We start from the raw sequence: 20,096 nt of genomic DNA, 5'->3' as shown, positions 1-20,096 counted from the left end.
CGCCGCCCCACCGCCGCCAACCGGCCCGCGTGGTTGTTCACCGACCCGGCGAGGTCGGGAAGGTAAGCGTCACGGCTGCCAGCGGCCAACTCCCGGTACAGGTCGACGGCTTCCTGACTGGCGGCCAACGCCTCACCCCGCCGCCCCACCGCCGCCAACCGGCCCGCGTGGTTGTTCACCGACCCGGCGAGGTCGGGAAGGTAAGCGTCACGGCTGCCAGCGGCCAACTCCCGGCGCAGGTCGACAGCTTCCTCACTGACGGCCAACGCCTCACCCCGCCGCCCCACCCCCGCCAACCGAAGAGCATGGTTGCTCACCGACGCGGCGAGGTCGGGAAGGTAGGCGTCCCGGTTACCAGCGGCCAACTCCCGGTACAGGTCGACGGCTTCCTGACTGACGGCCAACGCCTCACCCCGCCGCCCCACCGCCGCCAACCGGCCCGCGTGCATGGTCAGTAGGAACGCTCGGTCATTGGGCTCGGTCGTCCCTGCTGTGGCGTGCAGGGCGTGGGTGGTCAATGCGAGCGCGATCGGGCCGAACTCGATCGACGGGAACGGCACCCGGCGAGCTGTGCGCTGGGCCCAGTCAGGGTCGAGTTCAGCCGTGGCGAGCAGGGCTGTGGCCCGGGGTGCGAGGATTCCGGGGAACTGGAGGCCGACCTGAAGCACCGCCTCGGTCATCACCGGCAGGTCCGCGGTGAGCGCCACGTCGATCATCTCCGTGGCGTCAGGCTGGTGGGTTCGGGCATGGCTCAGGACCGTCAACGCCTGCATCGCCTGACCGGGAGCCAACCCGTGCAGCATCCTGCTGCGCTCGGCCGGGGTGCTTTCCCGCAGGACCGCGACCGCGAGGTCCTCAGCGAGCAGGTCCGGCTGCAACGTCCCCAACCCACCACCCGTCCCCGCCCCCGGGTACAGACCGTACAACCAGTCCACATACCCATCCACCACCTCCGGCAGAGCCCCGCTCAGGCCCGGCACCCGGCGGACCAGGTCCGTGGCCTGCTCACGATCGTCCGCGCCCAGCAGCGCCGCCACGGCGACCAGCCGCCGCAACACGGCGCCGGCAGCGGGCTTACCCGCACCTGGTAGCCCGTCGCAGCGAGCCCGGTGCCGCCAGTACCGGGCCTCATGACCCAGCACCTCAGCCAGCACGTCGTACCGGTCATCACCACGCGGCCCACCCAACACCGCCAACAGCGCCTGCGCATGCAACCGCAACACCGGAACATCCGAACCCACCGGACCCAAGGGAACATCATCCACAGGACGGCGGCCCAGCCGATCAGCGAACGCCACCACCGCCTCAGCCACGATCTCCTGCGGGGTGTGATCCTCAAGGCGAGCCGGCACCTCGACCACATTGGATGACACGGTCAACGCGTCCACCAAATGCGCCTGCGACGGGTATGCCGCCGACAGCGACGACCACCACAACCCGGCTGACCGGGCCAGCAACAACACCCGCACACCACCGGCCCGCTGCGCGACACACAACAGGTGCGCCAATGCCTGCGGGTCACGGGCCTCGGCGTAATCCACCGTCAACAGCAACCGGCCCGGCCGGTCACTCGCCTCAAGCAGCCCGACGATCGCCGTCTCCTGGTCGGGGGCCACCGGCCAATACGTCCAGCCGGTCAAGCGGCCGGCGAAGTGCCCCGCCAACCGGGTCTTACCCACCCCACCCGCACCCACCAACAGCCGCACCACGCTCGCCGCCGGATCCGCGCACCACCTGTCCAACTCCGCGAGCAGCCACCCACGACCCACGAACCCGACCACCGCCTCCTGCGGACGCAACAGCGACACCACCGACTCCGGCAGCTCCGCCACCAACGCCCCCGCGACCACACGATCCCGCTGCTCACCCCGCTCCCACGCGGCCCGAGCCCGCTCCAGCACCGACGGCGCGAACGCTCCCACCACCGCCGCCGTCGCCCCCGCGACCACAGTCCAACGCACCTTGTCATCGGTGACCAACGCCCACACCGCCGCCGCCACGACCACTGCGGGAGCCAGTGCCACCCACCAGTAGCGCCGGACCCACCTCACCCCATCCCAAAGCACACCCCGCACAATACTGAAGGTGATCGAACCGACACACGGCCGATCGCCCGGGAACGGCATCCACTCACCGGCATATGCGCGCGCTGCCACCACGCCCAGGCATCACCGAACGCAAGCAGAATGACGGAGCAGCCAAGGCCAGCTGTCGCGCGTGTGCTGGACGAATCAGTCAAGCATGTGGCGGGACCAGCTGACTGACACGACCTCGGTGTCGATGCGCATGTCTGCGACCGGTAGGCGAAGCGTTTGCTTGACAGCCGCAAGGCGTTGATCTTCGTCCCCGGTGCCTCGCGACTGGATGCGCCCGCTGAGTATGGCCGGCCGGGCGTATAGCTCGACTACAGTCCAGTTCGCCTCGGTGCCGTCGGCTATAGCTTCAATCGCCTCGATCTGGCCAAGGTGCACGACTGGCACTCGGCCTGACTCCCATAGCTGCTCAAGTCCGAAGCAATCAACGAAGCATGTTGCGCCGTATCGAGTGTTCTCCCACAGGATCGCCTGCTTGGTCGGCATCCTGATCACGATCCTGCGCCGGACTGGCCCAAGGAAGGAACCTTCCACTCTCTGCGCCACTTCTTCGCCACCACGCTGATGAGCAATGGTGTCGAGCCCCAAGAGGTGCAGAGGGCTCTACGGCACGCCAACCTGCGGATCACGCTGGAGACGTACGTGCACTGGATGCCGAAGCGGGACCGGCAGCGCAGCCTAATCGGGCAGTTCCTCCGGCCTTCCGGGCGCGATCAGACGAGGCAAGATCGGAACTAGGCGCGACGTGGCCCCCGCCCGCATCGCAAGGACGTCCCAAGGATGCGGGCGGCCGGTGCCGTTATGAGTGGCTGTCAGTGGTCATGGAGGGACGAAACCCGGTTGTCGAACCCGGCGCCGAAATTCTTGCCGCCGACGTACGGCTCCGAGTGCCGGAAATCCCCGGTGTACCCGGGCAGGTCCCAGAAGTCCCAGTGGTGGCCGCTGTTGTTGAAGAAGCTCTCGATGTTGTTGTTCATCCCGATGGGGCCGTTGCTGTCACCCAGGTTGGCGTCACCGATCACGAAGGCCGCCATTGTGCCGGACCCGTTGGGGCCCGTGAACACACACATCCTGATCTGCGGGCAACGGTCATACCCCGTCGCCGCGTGGGCTGGCACGGCCGTGACGCCTACCAGCGCCGCCGCCATCGACATGGCGGCGAGAACTTTCCTGATTCGCATGGATATTCCCTCATCTCATCGTGGGTAGCGCGGCGAGGCATGTCGGTCGACGTCGCATCGCGACAGCCCCTCTCTAGTGGTGTACGTCTGCCAACTGTTAGTGCCGGGAACGCCGATGACTGGCGCTAGACAGCATGGCAGATCCCATCGGGTGCTGCCTGGTGAGATATTCGCGGTTCTCATGACCGGGCCGGGGGCGCCTGCCAGACCCAAACGGGCCGAACTTGCACCGGGAGACACACCCTAAGTTGTGCCCTGGTTGTGCCGGATGATCTTCCCGAACCGTTTACGCAGGTAGACGCCGGTGCGCCGGGGTCATTCGGGGATTGCCAATCCGGGGTCCCTCGTGAAGCCCTTTCGGGCCGTGGAGGGATGACCGGTTCACCACGGCCCATCGGCGACGGCGGACCGGATGGGTGGTCCGACGGCCGTGGACCGACGGCCGTGGGGTACGAAGACAGGGTGAGTGCCGCCAGCCTGATGATGATCGCCGCCCTGTCCGTGGCTGCCCCGAGTCCCGCCCCGGACGTCACCCCGAGCGCCGACTGCCAGAGCAGCACCTCCTGCGAGTGGTTGTACGAGACCACCGGGTCGTCGTGGTTCGCCGAGGGCAGCTACTGGATCCTGCTGAAGCCGCTGCGCGTGCTGGTGATCCTCGTGCTGGCGTTCATCGCCCGCTGGGCGCTGCACCGGATGATCAAGCGACTGGTCCGCACCACCGCCGACGGGGTACCGACCATGTTGCGCCCGCTGCGGGAGCGGGTGCCGACCGCCACGCACCAGCCCGGCGAGTTCGTCCCCGAACGCCGCCGGCAGCGGGCGGAGGCCATCGGCTCGGTGCTGCGCAGCATGGTCACCGCGTTCGTCTTCGGCATAGCGCTGCTGATGATCCTGCGCGAGTTCAGCTTCGACCTGGCGCCGCTGCTGGCCAGCGCGGGCATCGCCGGCGTGGCGCTCGGCTTCGGCGCGCAGAGCCTGGTCAAGGACCTGATCGCCGGCCTGTTCATGCTGGTGGAGGACCAGTACGGCGTCGGCGACACGGTCGACCTCGGCGAGGCCACCGGCGTGGTGGAGTCGGTGGGGCTGCGGGTCACCACGGTCCGGGACGGCCGGGGCGTGCTCTGGTACATCCGCAATGGCGAGATCATCCGGGTGGGCAACAAGAGCCAGGGCTGGGCCCTGGTCGTGGTCGACCTGCCGATCGGGTTCGCCGGCACCGAGGAGGCGACGGCGGTGCTGCGGACCGCCGCGGCCTCGGTGGCGATGGACCCCGACCTGGCCCCGGAGATCGTGGAGGCCCCCGACGTGCTGGGCGTCGAGCAGATGACGATGGACGGCGCGGTGATCCGTACCGTCGTCAAGACCACCGCCGACGGGCAGTTCGCGGTCGGCCGGGAGCTGCGCCGGCGGCTCGCCGAGGCGCTGGAGAACTCCGGCATCACGGCGAAGATCGCCGCCGCCCGTCTCTACCCGGGTTTCCCGCCGCGCACCGTCGAGGGCGGGGCAACCGGCCAGGGCGGGTCCACCTGAACCGCGAAGAACGTCGATGACCTGCGACTTTGCCTGACCATGGATCTGAGGGGTCGCGGACCGCGCGGCCCCTCGGGTATCGTCCGTTCGTTCAGTCGGAGATGCGACGATCAAACCGTTCGCCCTAGTCAGCTCTCAGACGATCGGGCAGAATCCGGTACGCACGCCATCTGCCGGAGCGTAATCACGTCTCGCTGATCCGTAGTTCTGACGACGGTTTCCCGGGCAGGCCATCACGAGTGGCCACCGTGGGGACGATGGAGGCCACGGTGTCCGACGAGCGACCCTCCCAGGAAGGGCCAGCCACCTTCCGCGAGGTGTTCGCCCAACGGGAGTACAGGGCGGTCTTCGCCGCGAGCGGGCTCTCCTGGATCGGCGACTTCATCGCGAAGGCCGCAGTCACCGTTCTGGTCTACCGCGAGACAGAGTCCGTGGCCTACTCGGCCGCCGCGTTCGCGGTCAGCTTCCTGCCCTGGCTGATCGGCGGCCCGCTGCTGGCCACGCTGGCGGAACGGCACCGCTACCGGTCGGTGATGGTGGCCTGCGACCTGATCCGGATGGCCCTGATGGTGCTGGTCGCCATCCCGTGGAATCCGCCGTGGCTGATCCTCTGCCTGCTCTTCGCGACCACCCTGGCCAACCCGCCGAGCCAGGCCGCCCGGTCCGCGCTGATGCCACTCATCCTGACCGGCGACCGGCTGGTGGTCGGGCTCTCGCTGAACAGCAGCACCGGCCAGGCCGCCCAGGTGATCGGCTATCTGATCGGCGCGGCCATCGCCGCGGTCAACCCGACCGCCGCCCTGCTGATCAACGCGGGCACCTTCGCCCTCTCGGCGGTCCTGGTCCGCCTCGGCGTCCGGGACCGGCCACCGGCGATGAGCGCGGCGCACCGGAGCCACCTGCTGCGGGAGACAGCCGATGGCTTCCGGATCGTCTTCGGCACCCCGGTGCTGCGGGCGGTCGCCCTGCTGGTGTTCAGCTCCATGCTCTTCTCGATCGTGCCCGAAGGGCTGGCCGCCGCATGGGCCCGGGAGGGCGCCGGCGGCGGCCTGGACACCGGCGCGTCCCAGGCCGCCATCATGGCCGCCAACCCGATCGGCTTCATCCTCGGCGGGCTGCTGGTCGGCCGGGCGGTCGCCCCGGCCCGCCGGCTGCTCCTGATCCGGCCGCTGGCGGTGCTCGCGCCGCTGGCCCTGGTGCCGGCGCTGCTCGACCCGCCGCCGCTGGTGGTGGCCCTGCTCGCCGCCCTCTGCGGCTTCGCGGTCGCCGGGCTGCTCCCGGTCGCCAACGGGCTCTTCGTCCGGGCGCTGCCGAACGGCTTCCGGGCCCGCGCGTTCGGGGTGATGGCCACCGGGGTTCAGGTGATCCAGGGCGCCGCCGTGCTGATCACCGGCCTGCTCGCCGAGCGGTTCTCGATCCCGCTGGTGGTGGGCGTGTGGAGCGCCGCCGGGGTCCTGCTGATGCTGCTCACCGCCGCGCGCTGGCCCAGCCGGGCCGCGATCGACGCGGCGGTCGAGGCCGCTGGGAACGGGGCCGGCCCCGGCCGGCCCCGGCCGGCGGGCAAGGGCGACGGCAAGGGCGAGGGGCAGTTCGACAACCTGCCGGGCGAGCACAGCCGACGCAGCCACGCGGTGGGCTGACCCACCGGTGTGACGAGGACGGCAGCGGCGCCGGTCGGTACGCCCCCGCCGGCCGCGGACGCACCTGGCAGGATGGAACGGTGAATCCCGCTGGTGAGTCCGAGCGTGCCGTGACCCTCTTCGAGGCGGTCGGCGGCGAACCCACCTTCCGCAAGCTGGTGGACGAGTTCTACGTCGGCGTCGCCACCGATCCGCTGCTGCGGCCGATGTACCCGGAGGAGGACCTCGGCCCTGCGGCGGACCGGCTGACGCTGTTCCTGATCCAGTACTGGGGCGGCCCCAACACCTACTCCGCCCAGCGGGGGCATCCCCGGCTGCGGATGCGGCACGCCCCGTTCCGGATCGGCGCGGCCGAGCGGGACGCCTGGCTGCACCACATGCGCCGGGCCGTCGACCGGCTGGACCTGCCGCCGGAGATCGCCACCGCGCTGTGGGACTACCTGGAACGGGCCGCCTACTTCATGGTGAACGCGATGGACGACCCGGCGGCCGGCCCGGCCTGACCGGCGGGTCAGAGCAGCGCGCCCTCGTCGTGCAGCCAGTCCACGAAGGTGGTGGCCACCGCCGCGCCACAGTCGAGCATCTCGACCAGGAGCGCGTCGTGCGCCCCCGCACCGAGGGGCACCTGGAGCTCCGCGTAGATCGGCAGTTGACCCCGCTCGGTGGGGTCGCCGATGTAGGCCTTGCAGAACCGACGGGTGTGGTTCCACTCGTTGACCACCCGGTAGGCCCGGTCGACCCAGTCGGGCGGGACCGTCGCGTGTGGACGGGCCCGCATCACCAGGATCTCGTCCTCCGGGCCCTCCAGAGTGACCAGCACCGCGTGCCGCTCCCACATGGCCAGCAGGTTGCCGTCGCCGTCGGCCAGGTAGCGCACGTCCAGCAGGTCGAGCGCGTCGCAGACCCGGCGGAGGGTGACCGGCCCGATGGTTGCCGACATGTCCGTGGTCACGGCACGGTCGGCGGCCGGGCAGTCGTCGCCCGGTTGACGTGGGGCCGGTGGTCCGACCCGGACGGTGCTGTCCACTGTGATCCCGCTTCGAGTTTCCGGTTCGCCGTCACCGGCGGGACCGGGGCGCCATGACCACCACGGCATCGCTCGCGCACCTCACTCCCCAGCGGATCCACTCGCCTACGGTGCGTTGGATCCGAGGATGGACGGTACCCGGACAGCCGGGTTGAAGCATCCCCCCAACGGCAGCACCGATCCAGAAGAATGAACAGGGGTCATACTTTCGGCTGATCCCCGAGCGGCGTGACGGCAAGATCAGCAACCTTCTGCGACCACACGGCTCCGTATGGTCCCACCAGACTGACCCATCGCCCAGCCACACGCACCTGAACGTCGCCACGGGCGGTCCCGCCAGCGAAAGGTAGGGGGGTCCCCACCGGGGTACCGGTGCCATCGCCGGGGCGGCCCAGGAAGCCCATCCGGAGCAGTCCCTGGACCAGCCGCTGGGCGATCTCGACCGGTGGGCCGGGCGGGCCGTCCGGGGTGACCACCACGGCGACGTGGTCGAGCAGGGCGTCCCGCAACACCCGCTGCCCCACCGCCCGGCCGTTCAGGCCATGGGCTGCGGCCTCGCGCAGCGTCTCCGCCGCCGCCTCGGCGATCCGCCACAGCTCCCCGGCCGGTAACACCTCCACGGGTCGGCTCGTCGAGGGCGGCAGCGGCCAGCGCCACTGCGCGTCCCGCCGGGGCGGCAGGGCCTCCTCGCCGGCCGCCAGCGCGGCCAGCAGTTCCCGGGCGGCGACCGTGGCGTCGCCGCAACCTGCCCCGGCCACCGTCCGGACAGCCAGCACACCCCACGGCAGCCGGGCCCAGAGGACCGTCCGGCCGACCGGCGCAGTCCCGTCGGCCGGGGCGGAGGGCAGCACGGAGGGCGGCGCCGCCGGCCCGCCGGGCGGGGTCGACGGGACGGCTTCCGGCGGGTCCGCCGGGCCGGCCGGACGCAGCCGGACCAGTGCCGCCGGGTCGAGCCGGACCAGCCGGGCCAGGAACGCTCCCGCGTCGGCCACCCCGACCAGCCCGTGCCCGTCGCCGGCCAGGTCGGACCCGTGTCGGCGGGCCGGGGCGCCGCTCACGCCCGGGCCCCGGCCGCGCCGACGCCGATGCCCGGGGCGTACGCGAGCAGGAAGGCCCGCTCCTCCTCGGTGATCCGCCGGGGCCGCTTGGCGACCAGGTCGAACGGGACCAGCACCGAGCGGGCGGTGCTGGCCAGCACGTCACCGTCGTACAGCTCGTAGCCGACGGTGAACCGGGAGGCCCGGATCTCCTCGATCCACAGCTCGATCCGCACGGTGGGAGCGGCCTCCGCGGTGGCCCGGCCCAGCGCGTAGTCGACCGGGCGCAGATAGTCGACCTCGTGCCGGCGGATCACCACCCCGTCGGCGAACGAGCCCACCCCCCACGCCCGGCCGCCGGCGAACATCAACGCCACCCGCGCCTCCTCGTACAGGGTGAGGAAGCGCGAGTTGTTGACGTGCCCGTACGCGTCCAGGTCGGACCAGCGCAGCGTGCAGTGGTAGACGAACCGGTCAGTCACGGGTGAGCTTGCGGTAGGTCACCCGGTGCGGGCGGGCGGCGTCGGCGCCGAGCCGATCGATCTTGTTCTTCTCGTACGCCTCGAAGTTGCCCTCGAACCAGAACCACTTCGCCGGGTTCTGGTCGTCGCCCTCCCAGGCCAGGATGTGCGTGGAGACCCGGTCGAGGAACATCCGGTCGTGGGAGATGACCACGGCGCAGCCGGGGAACTCCAGCAGCGCGTTCTCCAGGCTGGACAGGGTCTCCACGTCCAGGTCGTTGGTCGGCTCGTCGAGCAGGATGACGTTCCCGCCGATCTTCAGGGTCAGCGCCAGGTTGAGCCGGTTGCGCTCGCCGCCGGAGAGGACCTTGGTCGGCTTCTGCTGGTCCGGCCCCTTGAACCCGAACGCCGCGATGTACGCCCGCGACGGCATCTCGACCTTGCCCACCATGAGGTAGTCCAGGCCGTCGGAGACGACCTCCCAGACGCTCTTGTCGCCGTCGAGGCCCTGCCGGTTCTGGTCGACGTACGACAGGGAGACGGTGGGGCCGACCCTGACCTCGCCGTCGGTCGGCTGCTCCAGCCCGACGATGGTCTTGAACAGGGTGGTCTTGCCGACACCGTTCGGGCCGATGATGCCGACGATGCCGTTGCGCGGCAGCGAGAACGACAGGTTGTCGATCAGCAGCCGGTCGCCGAAGCCCTTGCTCAGGCTCTGCGCCTCGATCACCGTGCTGCCCAGGCGCGGGCCCGGCGGGATCTGGATCTCCTCGAAGTCGAGCTTGCGGGTCTTCTCCGCCTCGGTGGCCATCTCGTCGTACCGGTCGAGGCGGGCCTTGGACTTGGTCTGCCGCGCCTTGGCGTTGGAGCGGACCCACTCCAGCTCCTCGGTGAGCCGCTTCTTCATCTTGGCGTCGCGACGCCCTTCGACGGCCAGCCGGGCGGCCTTCTTCTCCAGGTAGGTGGAGTAGTTGCCCTCGTAGCCGATGGCCCGGCCGCGGTCCAGCTCCAGGATCCAGCCGGCCACCTTGTCCAGGAAGTACCGGTCGTGGGTGATCGCCATGACGGTGCCGGCGTACTTGGCCAGGTGCTGCTCCAGCCAGGAGACGCTCTCCGCGTCCAGGTGGTTGGTGGGCTCGTCGAGCAGCAGCAGGTCGGGCGCCTCAAGCAGCAGCTTGCAGAGCGCGACCCGACGGCGCTCGCCACCGGAGAGCTCGGTGACGTCGGCGTCCGGCGGCGGGCAGCGCAGCGCGTCCATGGCCAGTTCGAGCTTGGAGTCGATGTCCCAGGCGTCGAGGTGGTCCAGCTCCTCCTGGAGCTTGCCCATCTCCTCCATCAGCTCGTCGGAGTAGTCCGTCGCCATCTGCTCGGCGATCTTGTTGAACCGCTCCAGCTTGGCCTTGGTCTCCGCGACCGCCTCCTCGACGTTGCCGAGGACGGTCTTGGCTTCGTTGAGCGGGGGCTCCTGGGCGAGCATGCCGACGGTGTAGCCGGGCATCAGCCGGGCCTCGCCGTTGCTCGGCCGGTCCAACCCTGCCATGATCTTGAGAAGGCTGGACTTACCGGCGCCGTTCGGGCCGACCACACCGATCTTGGCCCCCGGCAGGAAGCTCAGCGTCACGTTGTCGAGCACGACCTTGTCGCCGTGCGCCTTGCGCGCCTTTTCCAGGACGTAGATGTACTGGGCCACGGTGCGGGCTACCTCCGTAGGTTGTGATCCGAAAGCTTGCGGGGTGCGGGCGCGGCTCCGGATGCCGCTCGCCGCCGCCGGCCGGGGCCGGCCACAACGCAGGCCATCCTCAATCCTGACAGGTACGACCCGCCCCGCCCACATCACCCCGCCCCAGCAGTACGCCGGCGAGCCGCATTGCCCGGAGCGGTAAGGCGAATTACGGTTTGGGTATGACCAAGAAGATCACCATCAGCCTGCCGGACGAACTCGCCGCTCGGCTCACGGAGGAACCGAACGCCTCTGCCTACGTGGCGGAGGCGCTGCGGCGACGGATGTCCGGAGAGCGAACCCGGGAGGTCCTGCGGAAGACCGGCTTCACCGTCACCGAGGCGGGCGTGGCGCGGGTACACGCCGAGATGGAGCAGCTCAAGGCGGGCATCACGCCCGAGCTACGGGAACAGGCCGCCGAGTTGGAGGCGGAGGTCCTGGCCGCCCGCGCGAAGGCCCGCCGGTGACGGACTTCGGCCTCGCCCTGGACACCGCCGCCCTGCTGGCCTACTCGTCGACGGACCTCGACGTCGGTCACCGGATCGCGGAGGCTGCCGACCACGGCGTGACCGTACTGGTGCCGGCCCTCTGTCTGGCCAACGCCCACCAGCAGGCGACGCCCACCCAGTGGGAGATGCTGGAAGTGCTCGCCGCCCTGCCACACGTCCGCGTCACACCGGTCGAGGCGGACATGTGCGCCCTCCTCGGCGGCTGGTCCCGGCGGCGGCTGGGCGAGCGGATGGATCTGGCCCAACTGGCAATGGACGCGGCGATCCACCCGCTCGTGCCGATCGTGACGGACCGGCGGGAGATCCTGGGCGAGGTGCTGCCCAAGGAGTGGCCGATCATCGACCTCTGACCGGGCCTGACCTGCGTGATCACCTTCACGGTTCGGCGGTCGTGGGACGGGTAGGTAACTCCGGCACGAGGCGCCAGACGCCGCAGCTACGCTCAGTACGCTCATCGCGGTGGACCCGCCAGCACCCGGAGGTGGCCGAACGTGACCGTCCGTAGTTCCTTTGTCGTAGTAGCGAACCGACTACCGGTCGACGAGGTGAACACCCCGGAGGGGCGGCAGTGGCGCCGCAGCCCCGGCGGTCTGGTCACCGCGTTGCACCCCGTCCTCGCGGAGCACCAGGGCACGTGGGTGGGCTGGGCCGGCGGCACGGGCGCCGCCCCGGAGCCGTTCGACCTGGAGGGGATCCGGCTGCACCCGGTGCCACTGAGCGCCGACGAGTTGGAGCGCTACTACGAGGGCCAGTCGAACGCGACGATCTGGCCGCTCTACCACGACGCGGTGGAGACCCCGGCGTACAAGCGCCGCTGGCGCGAGGCGTACCGGCTGGTCAACGCGCGGTTCGCGGAGGCCGCGGCGGAGGTCGCGGCCGAGGGCGCGACGGTCTGGGTGCAGGACTACCAGCTCCAGTTGGTGCCGGCGATGCTCCGCGAGCTGCGTCCCGACCTGCGGATCGGCTTCTTCCTGCACATCCCGTTCCCGCCGATCGAGCTGTTCATGCAGATGCCGTTCCGCGCCGAGATCCTGCGCGGGCTGCTCGGGGCGGACCTGGTCGGCTTCCAGCAGCGGCTGGCCGCGCAGAACTTCGTCCGGCTGGCCCGGCACCTGCTCGGGCTGCGCTACGAGGGGCAGATGATCCAGGTCGACGGCCGGCAGGTGAAGGCGGGCGCCTTCCCCATCTCCATCGAGACGAAGGAGATGGAGCGCCTGGCGGAGGACCCGGCGATCCAGGCCCGGGCCAAGCAGATCCGCGAGGAGTTGGGCAACCCGAAGACGATCATCCTGGGAGTCGACCGTCTGGACTACACCAAGGGCATCGAGCTCCGACTCAAGGCCTTCCGCGAACTTCTTGCTGACGGAAAGTTGACAGTTCCGGAGGCGGTTATGGTGCAGGTCGCCACCCCGAGCCGCGAGCGGGTGGAGCACTACCAGGCGCTACGAGTCAAGGTCGAACGTGAAGTTGGCCGAATTAATGGCGAATTTGGCAGGGTCGGCGTGCCTGCGGTGCATTACCTGCACCAGTCGTACAGTCGCAGTGAACTGGCGGCCATGTATGTGGCCGCCGACGTGATGATGGTGACCCCCCTTCGAGACGGAATGAATCTGGTGGCTAAGGAGTACGTCGCATCGCGCGCCGACCAGGGCGGCGCGCTCGTGCTCAGTGAGTTCGCCGGCGCCGCCACCGAGCTGCGCCAGGCGTTTTTGTGTAACCCGCACGACCCCGACGCGGTCAAGGACGCGTTGCTCAAGGCCGTGCACGTGGAGAAGCCCGAGGCCCGCCGACGCATGCGTGTCATGCAGCGGCACCTGCGTACCCACGACGTGGGGCACTGGGCGAAGTCGTTCCTCACCGAGCTCGGTGTGCCTGATTCGGAGGCTGCGTGAACACGTCCGTCCACGACGGAGCGGCCGTGGCCGCGGAAGTGCTGGATCCGGAGCTTAGGGCCGCAATCGGCCGGATAGCCAGGGTCCCCCAGCTCCTGGTCGCCTGCGACTACGACGGCACCCTCGCGCCGATCGTGGAGGACCCGAGCAAGGCCGTGCCACTGCCCGAGTCCGTCGCCGCCGTCCGGGCGCTCGCCGCCCTGCCGCAGACCACCGTCGCGGTGGTCTCCGGCCGGGCGCTGCGCGACCTGGCCGCGCTGTCCCGGCTGCCCAGCGAGGTGCACCTCGTCGGCAGCCACGGCTCCGAGTTCGACATCGGCTTCGTCGAGCGGCTCTCCCCCGAGCTGGTCGCCGTGCGCACCCGGCTGCGCGACGCGCTGCGTGAGATCGCCAACGCCCACCCCGGGATCCGGCTGGAGCGCAAGCCGGCCAGCGTCGCGGTGCACACCCGCGGGCTCGACCCGCAGGTGGCCGCCGCCGCCGTCGAGGCCGTCCGCAAGGGCCCTGCCACCTGGGACGGCGTCACCGTCACCCAGGGCAAGGAGGTCATCGAGCTGTCCGTGGTGGCGACCCACAAGGGCACCGCCGTCGACCAGCTCCGCACCCAGCTCTCGGCCAGCGCGGTGCTGTTCATCGGCGACGACGTCACCGATGAGAACGCCTTCGGCAACCTGCACGGGCCCGACATGGGCATCAAGATCGGTATCGGGGAGACGAAGGCCGACTACCGGGTCGCCGAGCCGATCGAGGCCGCCCGCGCGCTCGGCCTGCTGCTGGAGACCCGGCGGCACTGGCTCTTCGGCGAGCGGGCCGTGCCGATCGAGCGGCACTCGATGCTCGCCAACGGGCGTACCGTCGCCCTGCTCACCCCCGAGGCCAAGGTCACCTGGCTCTGCCACCCCAAGCCTGACTCGGCGGCGATCTTCGCCGACCTGGTCGGCGGCGGCCCCGCCGGGCACTTCAGCGTCGCCCCCGAGCGCGGCGGCATCCCCCTCGGCCAGCGCTACCGCTCCGGCACGATGACCGTGGAGACCCGCTGGTCGGGCCTCACGGTCACCGACTGGCTGGACAAGCCGGCCAGGGAGACCACCCCGGACGGCCCGGCGGTCGTCACCGGCGACTCGACCCTGGTCCGGGTGCTCACCGGCTCCGGGCGGGTCCGGGTGGAGTTCGCCCCCCGACCCGAGTTCGGCCAGGTGGCCACCCAGCTCCAGCCGGTCGGCGACGGCCTGCTGGTGCTCGGCTCCAACGAGCCGGTCGCGCTCTACTCCCCCGGTGTGCAGTGGCAGGTCAGCAACGACGGCGGGTACGAGACGGCCAAGGCCGTCGTGGATCTCTCCGCCGCCGGCGGGCAGGTCGTGCTGGAGCTGCGCTTCGCCACGCACAGCCTGGAGCACCACCGGCTGCCGGTCCACGAGCGGCAGGCCATGGCCGAGCAGCCGTGGAAGGACTGGGTGGCCTCGCTGCGGCTGCCCACCACCGCCCGGGACCTGGTCGCCCGTAGCGCGCTGACCCTGCGCGGGCTCTGCCACGAGGCGACCGGCTCGATCCTCGCCGCGGCGACCACCTCGCTGCCGGAGGAGCTGGGCGGCGTCCGGAACTGGGACTACCGGTACTGCTGGCTGCGCGACGCCTCGATGACCGCGCGGGCGCTGGTCGACCTCGGCTCCATCGAGGAGGCCGAGGCGCTGCTGCGCTGGGTGGACGGCTGCATCGAGCGCACCGGCGGCCACCCCGAGCGGCTGCACCCGCTCTACACGGTCGACGGGTACGAGCTGGGCGCCGAGGCGGTCATCGACACCCTGCCCGGGTACGCCGGCTCCCGGCCGGTGCGGGTCGGCAACCTGGCCAACCACCAGCTCCAGCTCGACGTGTTCGGCCCGATCGCCGACCTGATCGCCGCCGTCGCCGACACCCGGGGCTCGGTCCGCGAGGACGAGTGGCGGGTGCTGGAGAACATGGTCGAGGCGGTCCGCCGCCGCTGGCACGAGCCCGACCACGGCATCTGGGAGGCCCGCCTCCCTCCACGGCACCACATCTTCTCCAAGGTGATGTGCTGGATGACCGTCGACCGGGCGCTGCACGTGGTGCGCCAGCACGGCGGCGAGGACCGGGCGGAGTGGGTGGACCTGCGCGACCGGATCGGCGCCAACGTGCTGGAGCACGGCTGGCACGCCGACGTGGAGGCGTACAGCGTCGCGTACGGCGACGAGGACATGGACGCCTCGTCCCTGTGGATCGGCCTGTCCGGGCTGCTGCCGGGCGACGACCCGCGCTTCCTGTCCACCGTGCTCAGGATCGAGGCGGACCTGCGCAGCGGCCCGGTCGTCTACCGGTACCACTGGGACGACGGCCTGCCGGGGCGCGAGGGCGGCTTCCACATCTGCACGGCGTGGCTGATCGAGGCGTACCTGCGCACCGGCCGGCGCACCGACGCGGAGGAGCTGTTCACCCAGATGGTCGACACGGCGGGCCCGACGGGGCTGCTCCCCGAGCAGTACGACCCGCTGGCCGAACGCGGGCTGGGCAACCACCCGCAGGCGTACAGCCACCTCGGCCTGATCCGCTGCGCCCTGCTGCTGGACAACATGCTCAAGCAGTGACCTGACCGCGACGGCGGCCGGAGACCACCCGTCTCCGGCCGCCGTCGCGTGTGCGGCGGCGGTACCCCCGATCGCCGTCCCCCACCCCTACAGCACCCGCGCTCCATTGACACCCATTTGTTGTCCTGTTTAGCTGCGGTGACAGCGTCGACATCGACGAATCTGGATTTTCATCGGTTGCCGGGACGGAGATGCCGTAGTGAACAGAGCGACGAAGGCCCTGCGTGGGTTAGGCGCGGCGCTGAGCGCGGTTCTGGTGGTGGCCGGGGTCGTGGTCGTCGGACCCACTCCCGCCTCGGCCGCAAACTACTACTACGAGCTGCCCTACCCGGCGGGTGAGTCCTACCGGGTCACTCAGGGGCCGGAGGGCACCTACTCGCACGTCGGCCCCTACAACGAGTACGCCTGGGACTTCGGGCTCCCGGCGAACTACGAGGTCTCCGCCGCGCAGGCCGGCACCGTCCTCATCTCGGACTGGTCGGTGTACCCGGGGAACGGCATCGAGGTGATGATCCGGCACTCGAACGGCCAGTGCACCCACTACATCCACCTGAACCAGGCGATCTACAACACCGGCGACTGGGTCCCGCAGGGCCGGATCATCGGCTCGTCGGGCGCCACCGGCAACGCCACCGGGGCGCACCTGCACTTCCAGGTCATCAACTGCAACACCCGGGTCGGCATCCCCGCCACGCTCCAGGGCTGGTCGCCGCCCACCGGCTCCTGGCCGGTGAGCGTCAACAACCGCGCCTGACCACCGCTGACAGGCCCGGCCCCGCCGACGGCCGGAGCGGCACCCGCCCGCTCCAGCCGTCGGTGGCTTCCGCCCGCATCGGCCGGTTCAGCCGCCGAGCGTGCCCACCACGTCGCCGACGACCACCACGGCCGGCGGCCGGAACCCCTCGGCGACCACGTCGGCGGCCACCGCGCCGAGCGTCGACCGGAGCACCCGCTGCCCGCCGGTCGTTCCCTCCTGCACGACGGCGGCCAGGGTCTGCGCGGGCCGGCCGTGGGCGATCAGGGTCTCGGTGATCGCGGCCAGGTTCTTCAGCCCCATCAGGATCACCAGCGTGCCGCGCAGCCCGGCGAGGGCGTCCCAGCGCACCAGGGAGGCCGGGGAGTCGGGCGCGAGGTGCCCGGAGACCACGGTGAACTCGTGCGCCACCGCGCGGTGGGTGACCGGGATGCCGGCCGCCGCGGGGACGGCGATCGAGCTGGTCACCCCGGGGACCACGGTCACCGGCACCCCGGCCGCCGCGCAGGCCAGCAACTCCTCGCCGCCCCGACCGAAGACGTACGGGTCGCCGCCCTTGAGCCGGACCACGAACGCGCCGGCCAGCGCCCGGTCGACGAGGATGCGGTTGATCTCCTCCTGGGCCCGGGACGGCCCGTACGGGATTTTCGAGGCGTCCACCAGCTCGACGTCGGGGCGCAGCTCGTCCAGGAGCAGCCCGGGCACCAGCCGGTCGGCGACCACCACGTCGGCCTCGGTCAACAGCCGCCACCCCTTCACGGTGATCAGCTCCGGGTCGCCCGGCCCGGCCCCGACCAGCGCCACCCGTCCGGCGGCCGGCCCGCCCCCCTCGACCGCCCCGCTCCGCCGAAGGGCTCCCTGCGCCACCGGAGGCGTCACCCCGGGCTGCTGGCCGGCGCTCAGCAGGGCGCGGACGGCGTCGCGGACCGACATGGCCCGGCGGGGATCACCGCCGCCGAGGACTGCGACGGTGACCGGGCCGTGCCGGGTGACGGCGGGAGTCCAGGCGGTGGCGGCGGCCCGGTCGTCGGCGCGGACGCAGAAGATCCGGCGCTCGGCGGCGGCGTCGCTGACCGCCGCCGCGGCGGCCCGGTCGTCGATGGCGGTCTGGACCAGCCAGGCGCCGTCCAGGTCGTCGGGGGCGAAGCGGCGCGGCTCCCAGCGCAGCCGGCCGGCGTCGACGTGGGCGCGCAGGGCCGGGGTCAGCTCCGGCGCGACCAGCAGGACGTCCGCGCCCGCGTCGAGCAGCGCCGGCACCCGTCGGGTGGCCACCACTCCCCCGCCCACCACGACCACCCGCCGGCCGGCCAGCCGCAGCCCGAGCGGGTACGGGCTGCTCACTTCTCGGCCACCCCGGCAGAGTCGAAGGTGGCCACCTCGTGCAGCACCCGGACCGCGCCGGTGACCACCGGCAGGGCGAGCAGCGCGCCGGTGCCCTCGCCGAGGCGCAGCCCGAGGTCGATCAGCGGATCGAGCCCGAGGTGGCGCAGCGCGGCCGTGGCGCCCGGCTCGGCCGAGCGGTGCCCGGCGACCATCGCGCCCACCGCGTCCGGTGCGAACGCGGCGGCGGCGAGCGCGGCGCTGACCGCGATCACCCCGTCGAGCAGCACCGGCACCCGGCGGGCGGCGGCACCGAGGATCAGCCCGGCCAGGGCGGCGTGCTCCAGGCCTCCGACGGCGGCGAGCACGCCGAGCGGGTCGGCCGGATCGGGGGCGTGCCGGGTCAGCGCCGCCCGGACCACGTCGATCTTCCGGGCGTACGTCGGGTCGTCCACCCCGGTGCCCCGGCCGGTCACCTCGGCCGGGTCGACGCCGGTGAACGCGGCGACCAACGCGGCGGCCGGGGTGGTGTTGCCGATGCCCATGTCCCCGGTGAGCAGGATGCCCGCCCCGGCGTCGATCAGCTCGCGGGCGATCCGGATGCCGGTCTCCACGGCGGCGCGGGCCTCGTCGCGGGTGAGGGCGGCGGTCACGGCGAGATCCCGGGTGCCGGGGCGCACGTTCGCCGCCACGAGCCGGGGCGCGGCGGAGTTCGCCCCGCCACGGGGGGCCGCGGCACCGTCCGACGGGGCGGGCGGCAGCGGGGTGGCGACGCCGACGTCGATCACGGTGACCGAGGCGCCGGCCTGCCGGGCGAACGCGTTGACCACCGCCCCGCCGGCCAGGAAGTTGCCGATCATCTGCGCGGTGACCTCCTGCGGCCAGGGGGTCACCCCCTGGGCGTGCACACCGTGGTCACCCGCGAAGATCGCCACGGCGGCCGGCTCGGGCAGCGGCGGGGGGCAGGCGGCGGCCAGGCCGGCGAGCCGGACGGAGAGTTCCTCCAGGGCACCGAGCGAGCCGGCCGGCTTGGTCAGCCGGCCGTGCAGCTCCCCGGCGGCGACCATCGCCGGCTCGTTGAGCGGCCGGATCGCCGCGATCGTGGACTCGAGCATCATGCCTCCAGGATCTCCGCCAGTACCTCGGTGAACGCGTCGATGGTGGCCCGGTCGCGCACGGCCACCCGCAGCCAGTCGGGGCCGAGGCCGGGGAAGGTGTCGCCCCGGCGTACCGCCCAGCCGCGCTCGCGCAGGCACTGCCGCACCTCGGCCGCGCCGGCCAGGTGGACCAGCACGAACGCGCTGGCCGGGCAGCCCGCGACGCGTACCCCGGGCAGGGCCGACAGGCGGGCGGCCAGGTGGTCGCGGTCGGCGGCCAGCCCGGCGGCGATCACGCGCTCGGCCGCGACGGCGGCCGGGGACGCGCAGGCGGTGGCGGCGGCGAGCGCCGGGGTGGAGACCGCCCAGAGCGGCTGCGCCGCGGCCAGCCGGGCCAGCAGGGCGGCGTCGCCGAGCAGGTAGCCGATCCGCAGCCCGGCGAGCCCCCAGGTCTTGGTGAGGCTGCGCACCACGACCAGGCCGGGCAGGTCCCGGCGGGCGGCCAGGGACTCCGGCTCCCCCGGCACGCCGGGGGCGGCGGTGGTGTCGGCGAACGCCTCGTCGACGACGAGGACGCGGCTGGGACGGGCCAGCGCGGCGAGCTCGGCGGCCGGGTGCAGCACGGAGGTCGGGTTGGTCGGGTTGCCGATCATGACGAGGTCGGCGTCGTCCGGCACCCGGGCGGGGTCGAGCCGGAAGTCCTCGGCCGGATCGAGCAGCACCCGCTCGACGTCGTGCCCGGCGGCCCGCAGCGCGGCCTCCGGCTCGGTGAACTGGGGGTGCACGACCACCGGCCGGCGCACCCCGGTCAGGGCCCTGGCGAGCAGCACGAACCCCTCGGCCGCCCCGGCGGTGAGCAGTACCTCCTCCGGGGGACGCCCGTGCCGGCCGGCGACGGCCGCGCGCGCCACCCGGTTGTCCGGGTACGCGGCCAGGTCGCCCAGCGCGGCGGTGATCGGCTCGGCCAGCCAGCCCGGCATCGGGGCCCGCCGCACGTTGACCGCGAGGTCGACCAGGCCGTCGCCGACCTCGGCGTCCCCGTGGTGGCCGAGGTCCGGCTCATCCCGGGTGGGGGTCGTCGGAGCCGGCTGAGCACGCATGTCCGCGATCCTGCCGGGAAGCCGCCGTGCGGGACAGCGGATCCCGGGGTGGGCCGCGTCACCACCCGCCGACCCGACTTCCGGTTTATGAGTTCTTCTCATTTCTGAATCGGAAATGTCATAGCTTGACCC

18 protein-coding genes and 1 pseudogene are annotated in these 20,096 nt (G+C 71.8%); 9 read left to right on the top strand and 10 right to left on the bottom strand.

Annotation, left to right across the window (positions count from 1 at the left end; all coding sequences use genetic code 11):
- Both ACH4T9_RS09970 and ACH4T9_RS09965 read right to left on the bottom strand, forming a co-directional pair.
- Nucleotides 1–2,066 (bottom strand): annotated as a pseudogene (locus ACH4T9_RS09970) (hypothetical protein); the annotation flags it as partial.
- 165 nt (nucleotides 2,067–2,231) lie between these two features.
- A complete protein-coding gene (locus ACH4T9_RS09965) occupies nucleotides 2,232–2,579 on the bottom strand; it encodes a hypothetical protein (RefSeq protein ID WP_396669947.1) in 348 nt (115 codons plus the stop codon).
- On the opposite strand from ACH4T9_RS09965, the gene ACH4T9_RS09960 reads away from it, so the two are divergent.
- Nucleotides 2,499–2,831 carry a tyrosine-type recombinase/integrase gene (locus ACH4T9_RS09960; protein WP_396686825.1) on the top strand — a complete coding sequence of 111 codons (333 nt, stop codon included), beginning with the start codon at nucleotides 2,499–2,501 and terminating at the stop codon, nucleotides 2,829–2,831. The two genes, ACH4T9_RS09965 and ACH4T9_RS09960, sit on opposite strands and share 81 nt — an antisense overlap.
- 74 nt (nucleotides 2,832–2,905) lie before the next feature.
- On the opposite strand, the gene ACH4T9_RS09955 is transcribed toward ACH4T9_RS09960, so the two are convergent.
- Nucleotides 2,906–3,241, bottom strand: a complete 336-nt coding sequence (locus tag ACH4T9_RS09955; protein ID WP_396686824.1) for a peptidase inhibitor family I36 protein — start codon at nucleotides 3,239–3,241, stop codon at nucleotides 2,906–2,908.
- A gap of 516 nt (nucleotides 3,242–3,757) precedes the next feature.
- Between ACH4T9_RS09955 and ACH4T9_RS09950 the strand changes: the two genes are divergently transcribed.
- The 3 genes from ACH4T9_RS09950 to ACH4T9_RS09940 all read left to right on the top strand — a co-directional run bounded on the left by ACH4T9_RS09950 (nucleotide 3,758) and on the right by ACH4T9_RS09940 (nucleotide 6,947).
- A complete protein-coding gene (locus tag ACH4T9_RS09950; protein ID WP_396670716.1) occupies nucleotides 3,758–4,804 on the top strand; it encodes a mechanosensitive ion channel family protein in 1,047 nt (348 codons plus the stop codon).
- A gap of 257 nt (nucleotides 4,805–5,061) precedes the next feature.
- Nucleotides 5,062–6,444 carry an MFS transporter gene (locus tag ACH4T9_RS09945; protein WP_396669949.1) on the top strand — a complete coding sequence of 461 codons (1,383 nt, stop codon included), beginning with the start codon at nucleotides 5,062–5,064 and terminating at the stop codon, nucleotides 6,442–6,444.
- Nucleotides 6,445–6,524: 80 nt separating this feature from the next.
- A complete protein-coding gene (locus tag ACH4T9_RS09940) occupies nucleotides 6,525–6,947 on the top strand; it encodes a globin (RefSeq protein ID WP_387026462.1) in 423 nt (140 codons plus the stop codon).
- An 8-nt stretch (nucleotides 6,948–6,955) separates the two neighbouring features.
- Here the strand turns inward: ACH4T9_RS09940 and ACH4T9_RS09935 are convergent, their stop codons facing one another.
- From ACH4T9_RS09935 to ettA, 4 genes are all read right to left on the bottom strand, one after another.
- Nucleotides 6,956–7,540 carry a YbjN domain-containing protein gene (locus tag ACH4T9_RS09935; protein WP_396669950.1) on the bottom strand — a complete coding sequence of 195 codons (585 nt, stop codon included), beginning with the start codon at nucleotides 7,538–7,540 and terminating at the stop codon, nucleotides 6,956–6,958.
- A 131-nt stretch (nucleotides 7,541–7,671) separates the two neighbouring features.
- Entirely contained in the window at nucleotides 7,672–8,529 is an 858-nt protein-coding gene (locus tag ACH4T9_RS09930) for a hypothetical protein (RefSeq protein ID WP_396669951.1), read from the bottom strand.
- Nucleotides 8,526–8,990, bottom strand: coding sequence for an acyl-CoA thioesterase (locus ACH4T9_RS09925; RefSeq protein WP_396669952.1), 465 nt, complete (start codon nucleotides 8,988–8,990; stop codon nucleotides 8,526–8,528). The genes ACH4T9_RS09930 and ACH4T9_RS09925 overlap by 4 nt, the downstream gene beginning before the upstream one ends.
- Complete coding sequence (gene ettA / locus ACH4T9_RS09920) at nucleotides 8,983–10,659, bottom strand: energy-dependent translational throttle protein EttA (RefSeq protein ID WP_396669953.1); 1,677 nt, start codon at nucleotides 10,657–10,659, stop codon at nucleotides 8,983–8,985. Before ettA ends, ACH4T9_RS09925 begins: the two co-directional genes overlap by 8 nt.
- Nucleotides 10,660–10,871: 212 nt before the next feature.
- Here ettA and ACH4T9_RS09915 point away from each other — a divergent pair, with 212 nt between their 5' ends.
- From ACH4T9_RS09915 to ACH4T9_RS09895, 5 genes are all read left to right on the top strand, one after another.
- The gene (locus tag ACH4T9_RS09915; protein ID WP_396669954.1) at nucleotides 10,872–11,156 is read left to right on the top strand and encodes a hypothetical protein; all 285 of its coding nucleotides are present in this window, start codon (nucleotides 10,872–10,874) and stop codon (nucleotides 11,154–11,156) included.
- Nucleotides 11,153–11,548 (top strand): hypothetical protein, encoded by a 396-nt coding sequence (locus ACH4T9_RS09910; protein ID WP_396669955.1) that lies wholly within the window; start codon nucleotides 11,153–11,155, stop codon nucleotides 11,546–11,548. The genes ACH4T9_RS09915 and ACH4T9_RS09910 overlap by 4 nt, the downstream gene beginning before the upstream one ends.
- A 141-nt stretch (nucleotides 11,549–11,689) precedes the next feature.
- Nucleotides 11,690–13,090: a trehalose-6-phosphate synthase gene (locus tag ACH4T9_RS09905; RefSeq protein WP_350886175.1), complete on the top strand. Its 1,401-nt coding sequence runs from the start codon at nucleotides 11,690–11,692 to the stop codon at nucleotides 13,088–13,090.
- Between the two features lie 26 nt (nucleotides 13,091–13,116).
- Nucleotides 13,117–15,693, top strand: coding sequence for a trehalose-phosphatase (otsB, locus tag ACH4T9_RS09900; protein WP_396669956.1), 2,577 nt, complete (start codon nucleotides 13,117–13,119; stop codon nucleotides 15,691–15,693).
- Between the two features lie 199 nt (nucleotides 15,694–15,892).
- Nucleotides 15,893–16,447, top strand: coding sequence for a M23 family metallopeptidase (locus ACH4T9_RS09895; protein WP_396669957.1), 555 nt, complete (start codon nucleotides 15,893–15,895; stop codon nucleotides 16,445–16,447).
- Between the two features lie 87 nt (nucleotides 16,448–16,534).
- On the opposite strand, the gene cobA is transcribed toward ACH4T9_RS09895, so the two are convergent.
- The 3 genes from cobA to cobC are packed head-to-tail and all read right to left on the bottom strand — an operon-like array spanning nucleotide 16,535 to nucleotide 19,964.
- Nucleotides 16,535–17,788, bottom strand: coding sequence for a uroporphyrinogen-III C-methyltransferase (cobA, locus tag ACH4T9_RS09890; RefSeq protein ID WP_396669958.1), 1,254 nt, complete (start codon nucleotides 17,786–17,788; stop codon nucleotides 16,535–16,537).
- Nucleotides 17,785–18,882: a nicotinate-nucleotide--dimethylbenzimidazole phosphoribosyltransferase gene (gene cobT / locus ACH4T9_RS09885; RefSeq protein ID WP_396670717.1), complete on the bottom strand. Its 1,098-nt coding sequence runs from the start codon at nucleotides 18,880–18,882 to the stop codon at nucleotides 17,785–17,787. Before cobT ends, cobA begins: the two co-directional genes overlap by 4 nt.
- On the bottom strand, nucleotides 18,882–19,964 hold the full coding sequence (cobC, locus tag ACH4T9_RS09880) for an Rv2231c family pyridoxal phosphate-dependent protein CobC (RefSeq protein ID WP_396669959.1): 1,083 nt from the start codon (nucleotides 19,962–19,964) through the stop codon (nucleotides 18,882–18,884). The genes cobT and cobC overlap by 1 nt, the downstream gene beginning before the upstream one ends.
- Nucleotides 19,965–20,096 lie beyond the last annotated feature (132 nt).

The organism is Micromonospora sp. NPDC020750 (genome assembly GCF_044334565.1).
Classification (GTDB): Bacteria; Actinomycetota; Actinomycetes; order Mycobacteriales; family Micromonosporaceae; genus Micromonospora.
This window is presented reverse-complemented; position numbering and strand designations above follow the sequence as displayed.

What these genes read in the sequence shown, in the direction of transcription:
- ACH4T9_RS09945 (WP_396669949.1), top strand. Translation starts at nt 5,062, where the DNA reads ATGGAGGCCACGGTGTCCGACGAGCGACCCTCCCAGGAAGGGCCAGCC.
- ACH4T9_RS09965 (WP_396669947.1), bottom strand. Translation starts at nt 2,579, where the DNA reads ATGCCGACCAAGCAGGCGATCCTGTGGGAGAACACTCGATACGGCGCA.
- ACH4T9_RS09950 (WP_396670716.1), top strand. Translation starts at nt 3,758, where the DNA reads ATGATCGCCGCCCTGTCCGTGGCTGCCCCGAGTCCCGCCCCGGACGTC.
- ACH4T9_RS09935 (WP_396669950.1), bottom strand. Translation starts at nt 7,540, where the DNA reads ATGCCGTGGTGGTCATGGCGCCCCGGTCCCGCCGGTGACGGCGAACCG.
- ACH4T9_RS09915 (WP_396669954.1), top strand. Translation starts at nt 10,872, where the DNA reads ATGACCAAGAAGATCACCATCAGCCTGCCGGACGAACTCGCCGCTCGG.
- cobT (WP_396670717.1), bottom strand. Translation starts at nt 18,882, where the DNA reads ATGCTCGAGTCCACGATCGCGGCGATCCGGCCGCTCAACGAGCCGGCG.
- cobC (WP_396669959.1), bottom strand. Translation starts at nt 19,964, where the DNA reads ATGCGTGCTCAGCCGGCTCCGACGACCCCCACCCGGGATGAGCCGGAC.
- ACH4T9_RS09955 (WP_396686824.1), bottom strand. Translation starts at nt 3,241, where the DNA reads ATGGCGGCGGCGCTGGTAGGCGTCACGGCCGTGCCAGCCCACGCGGCG.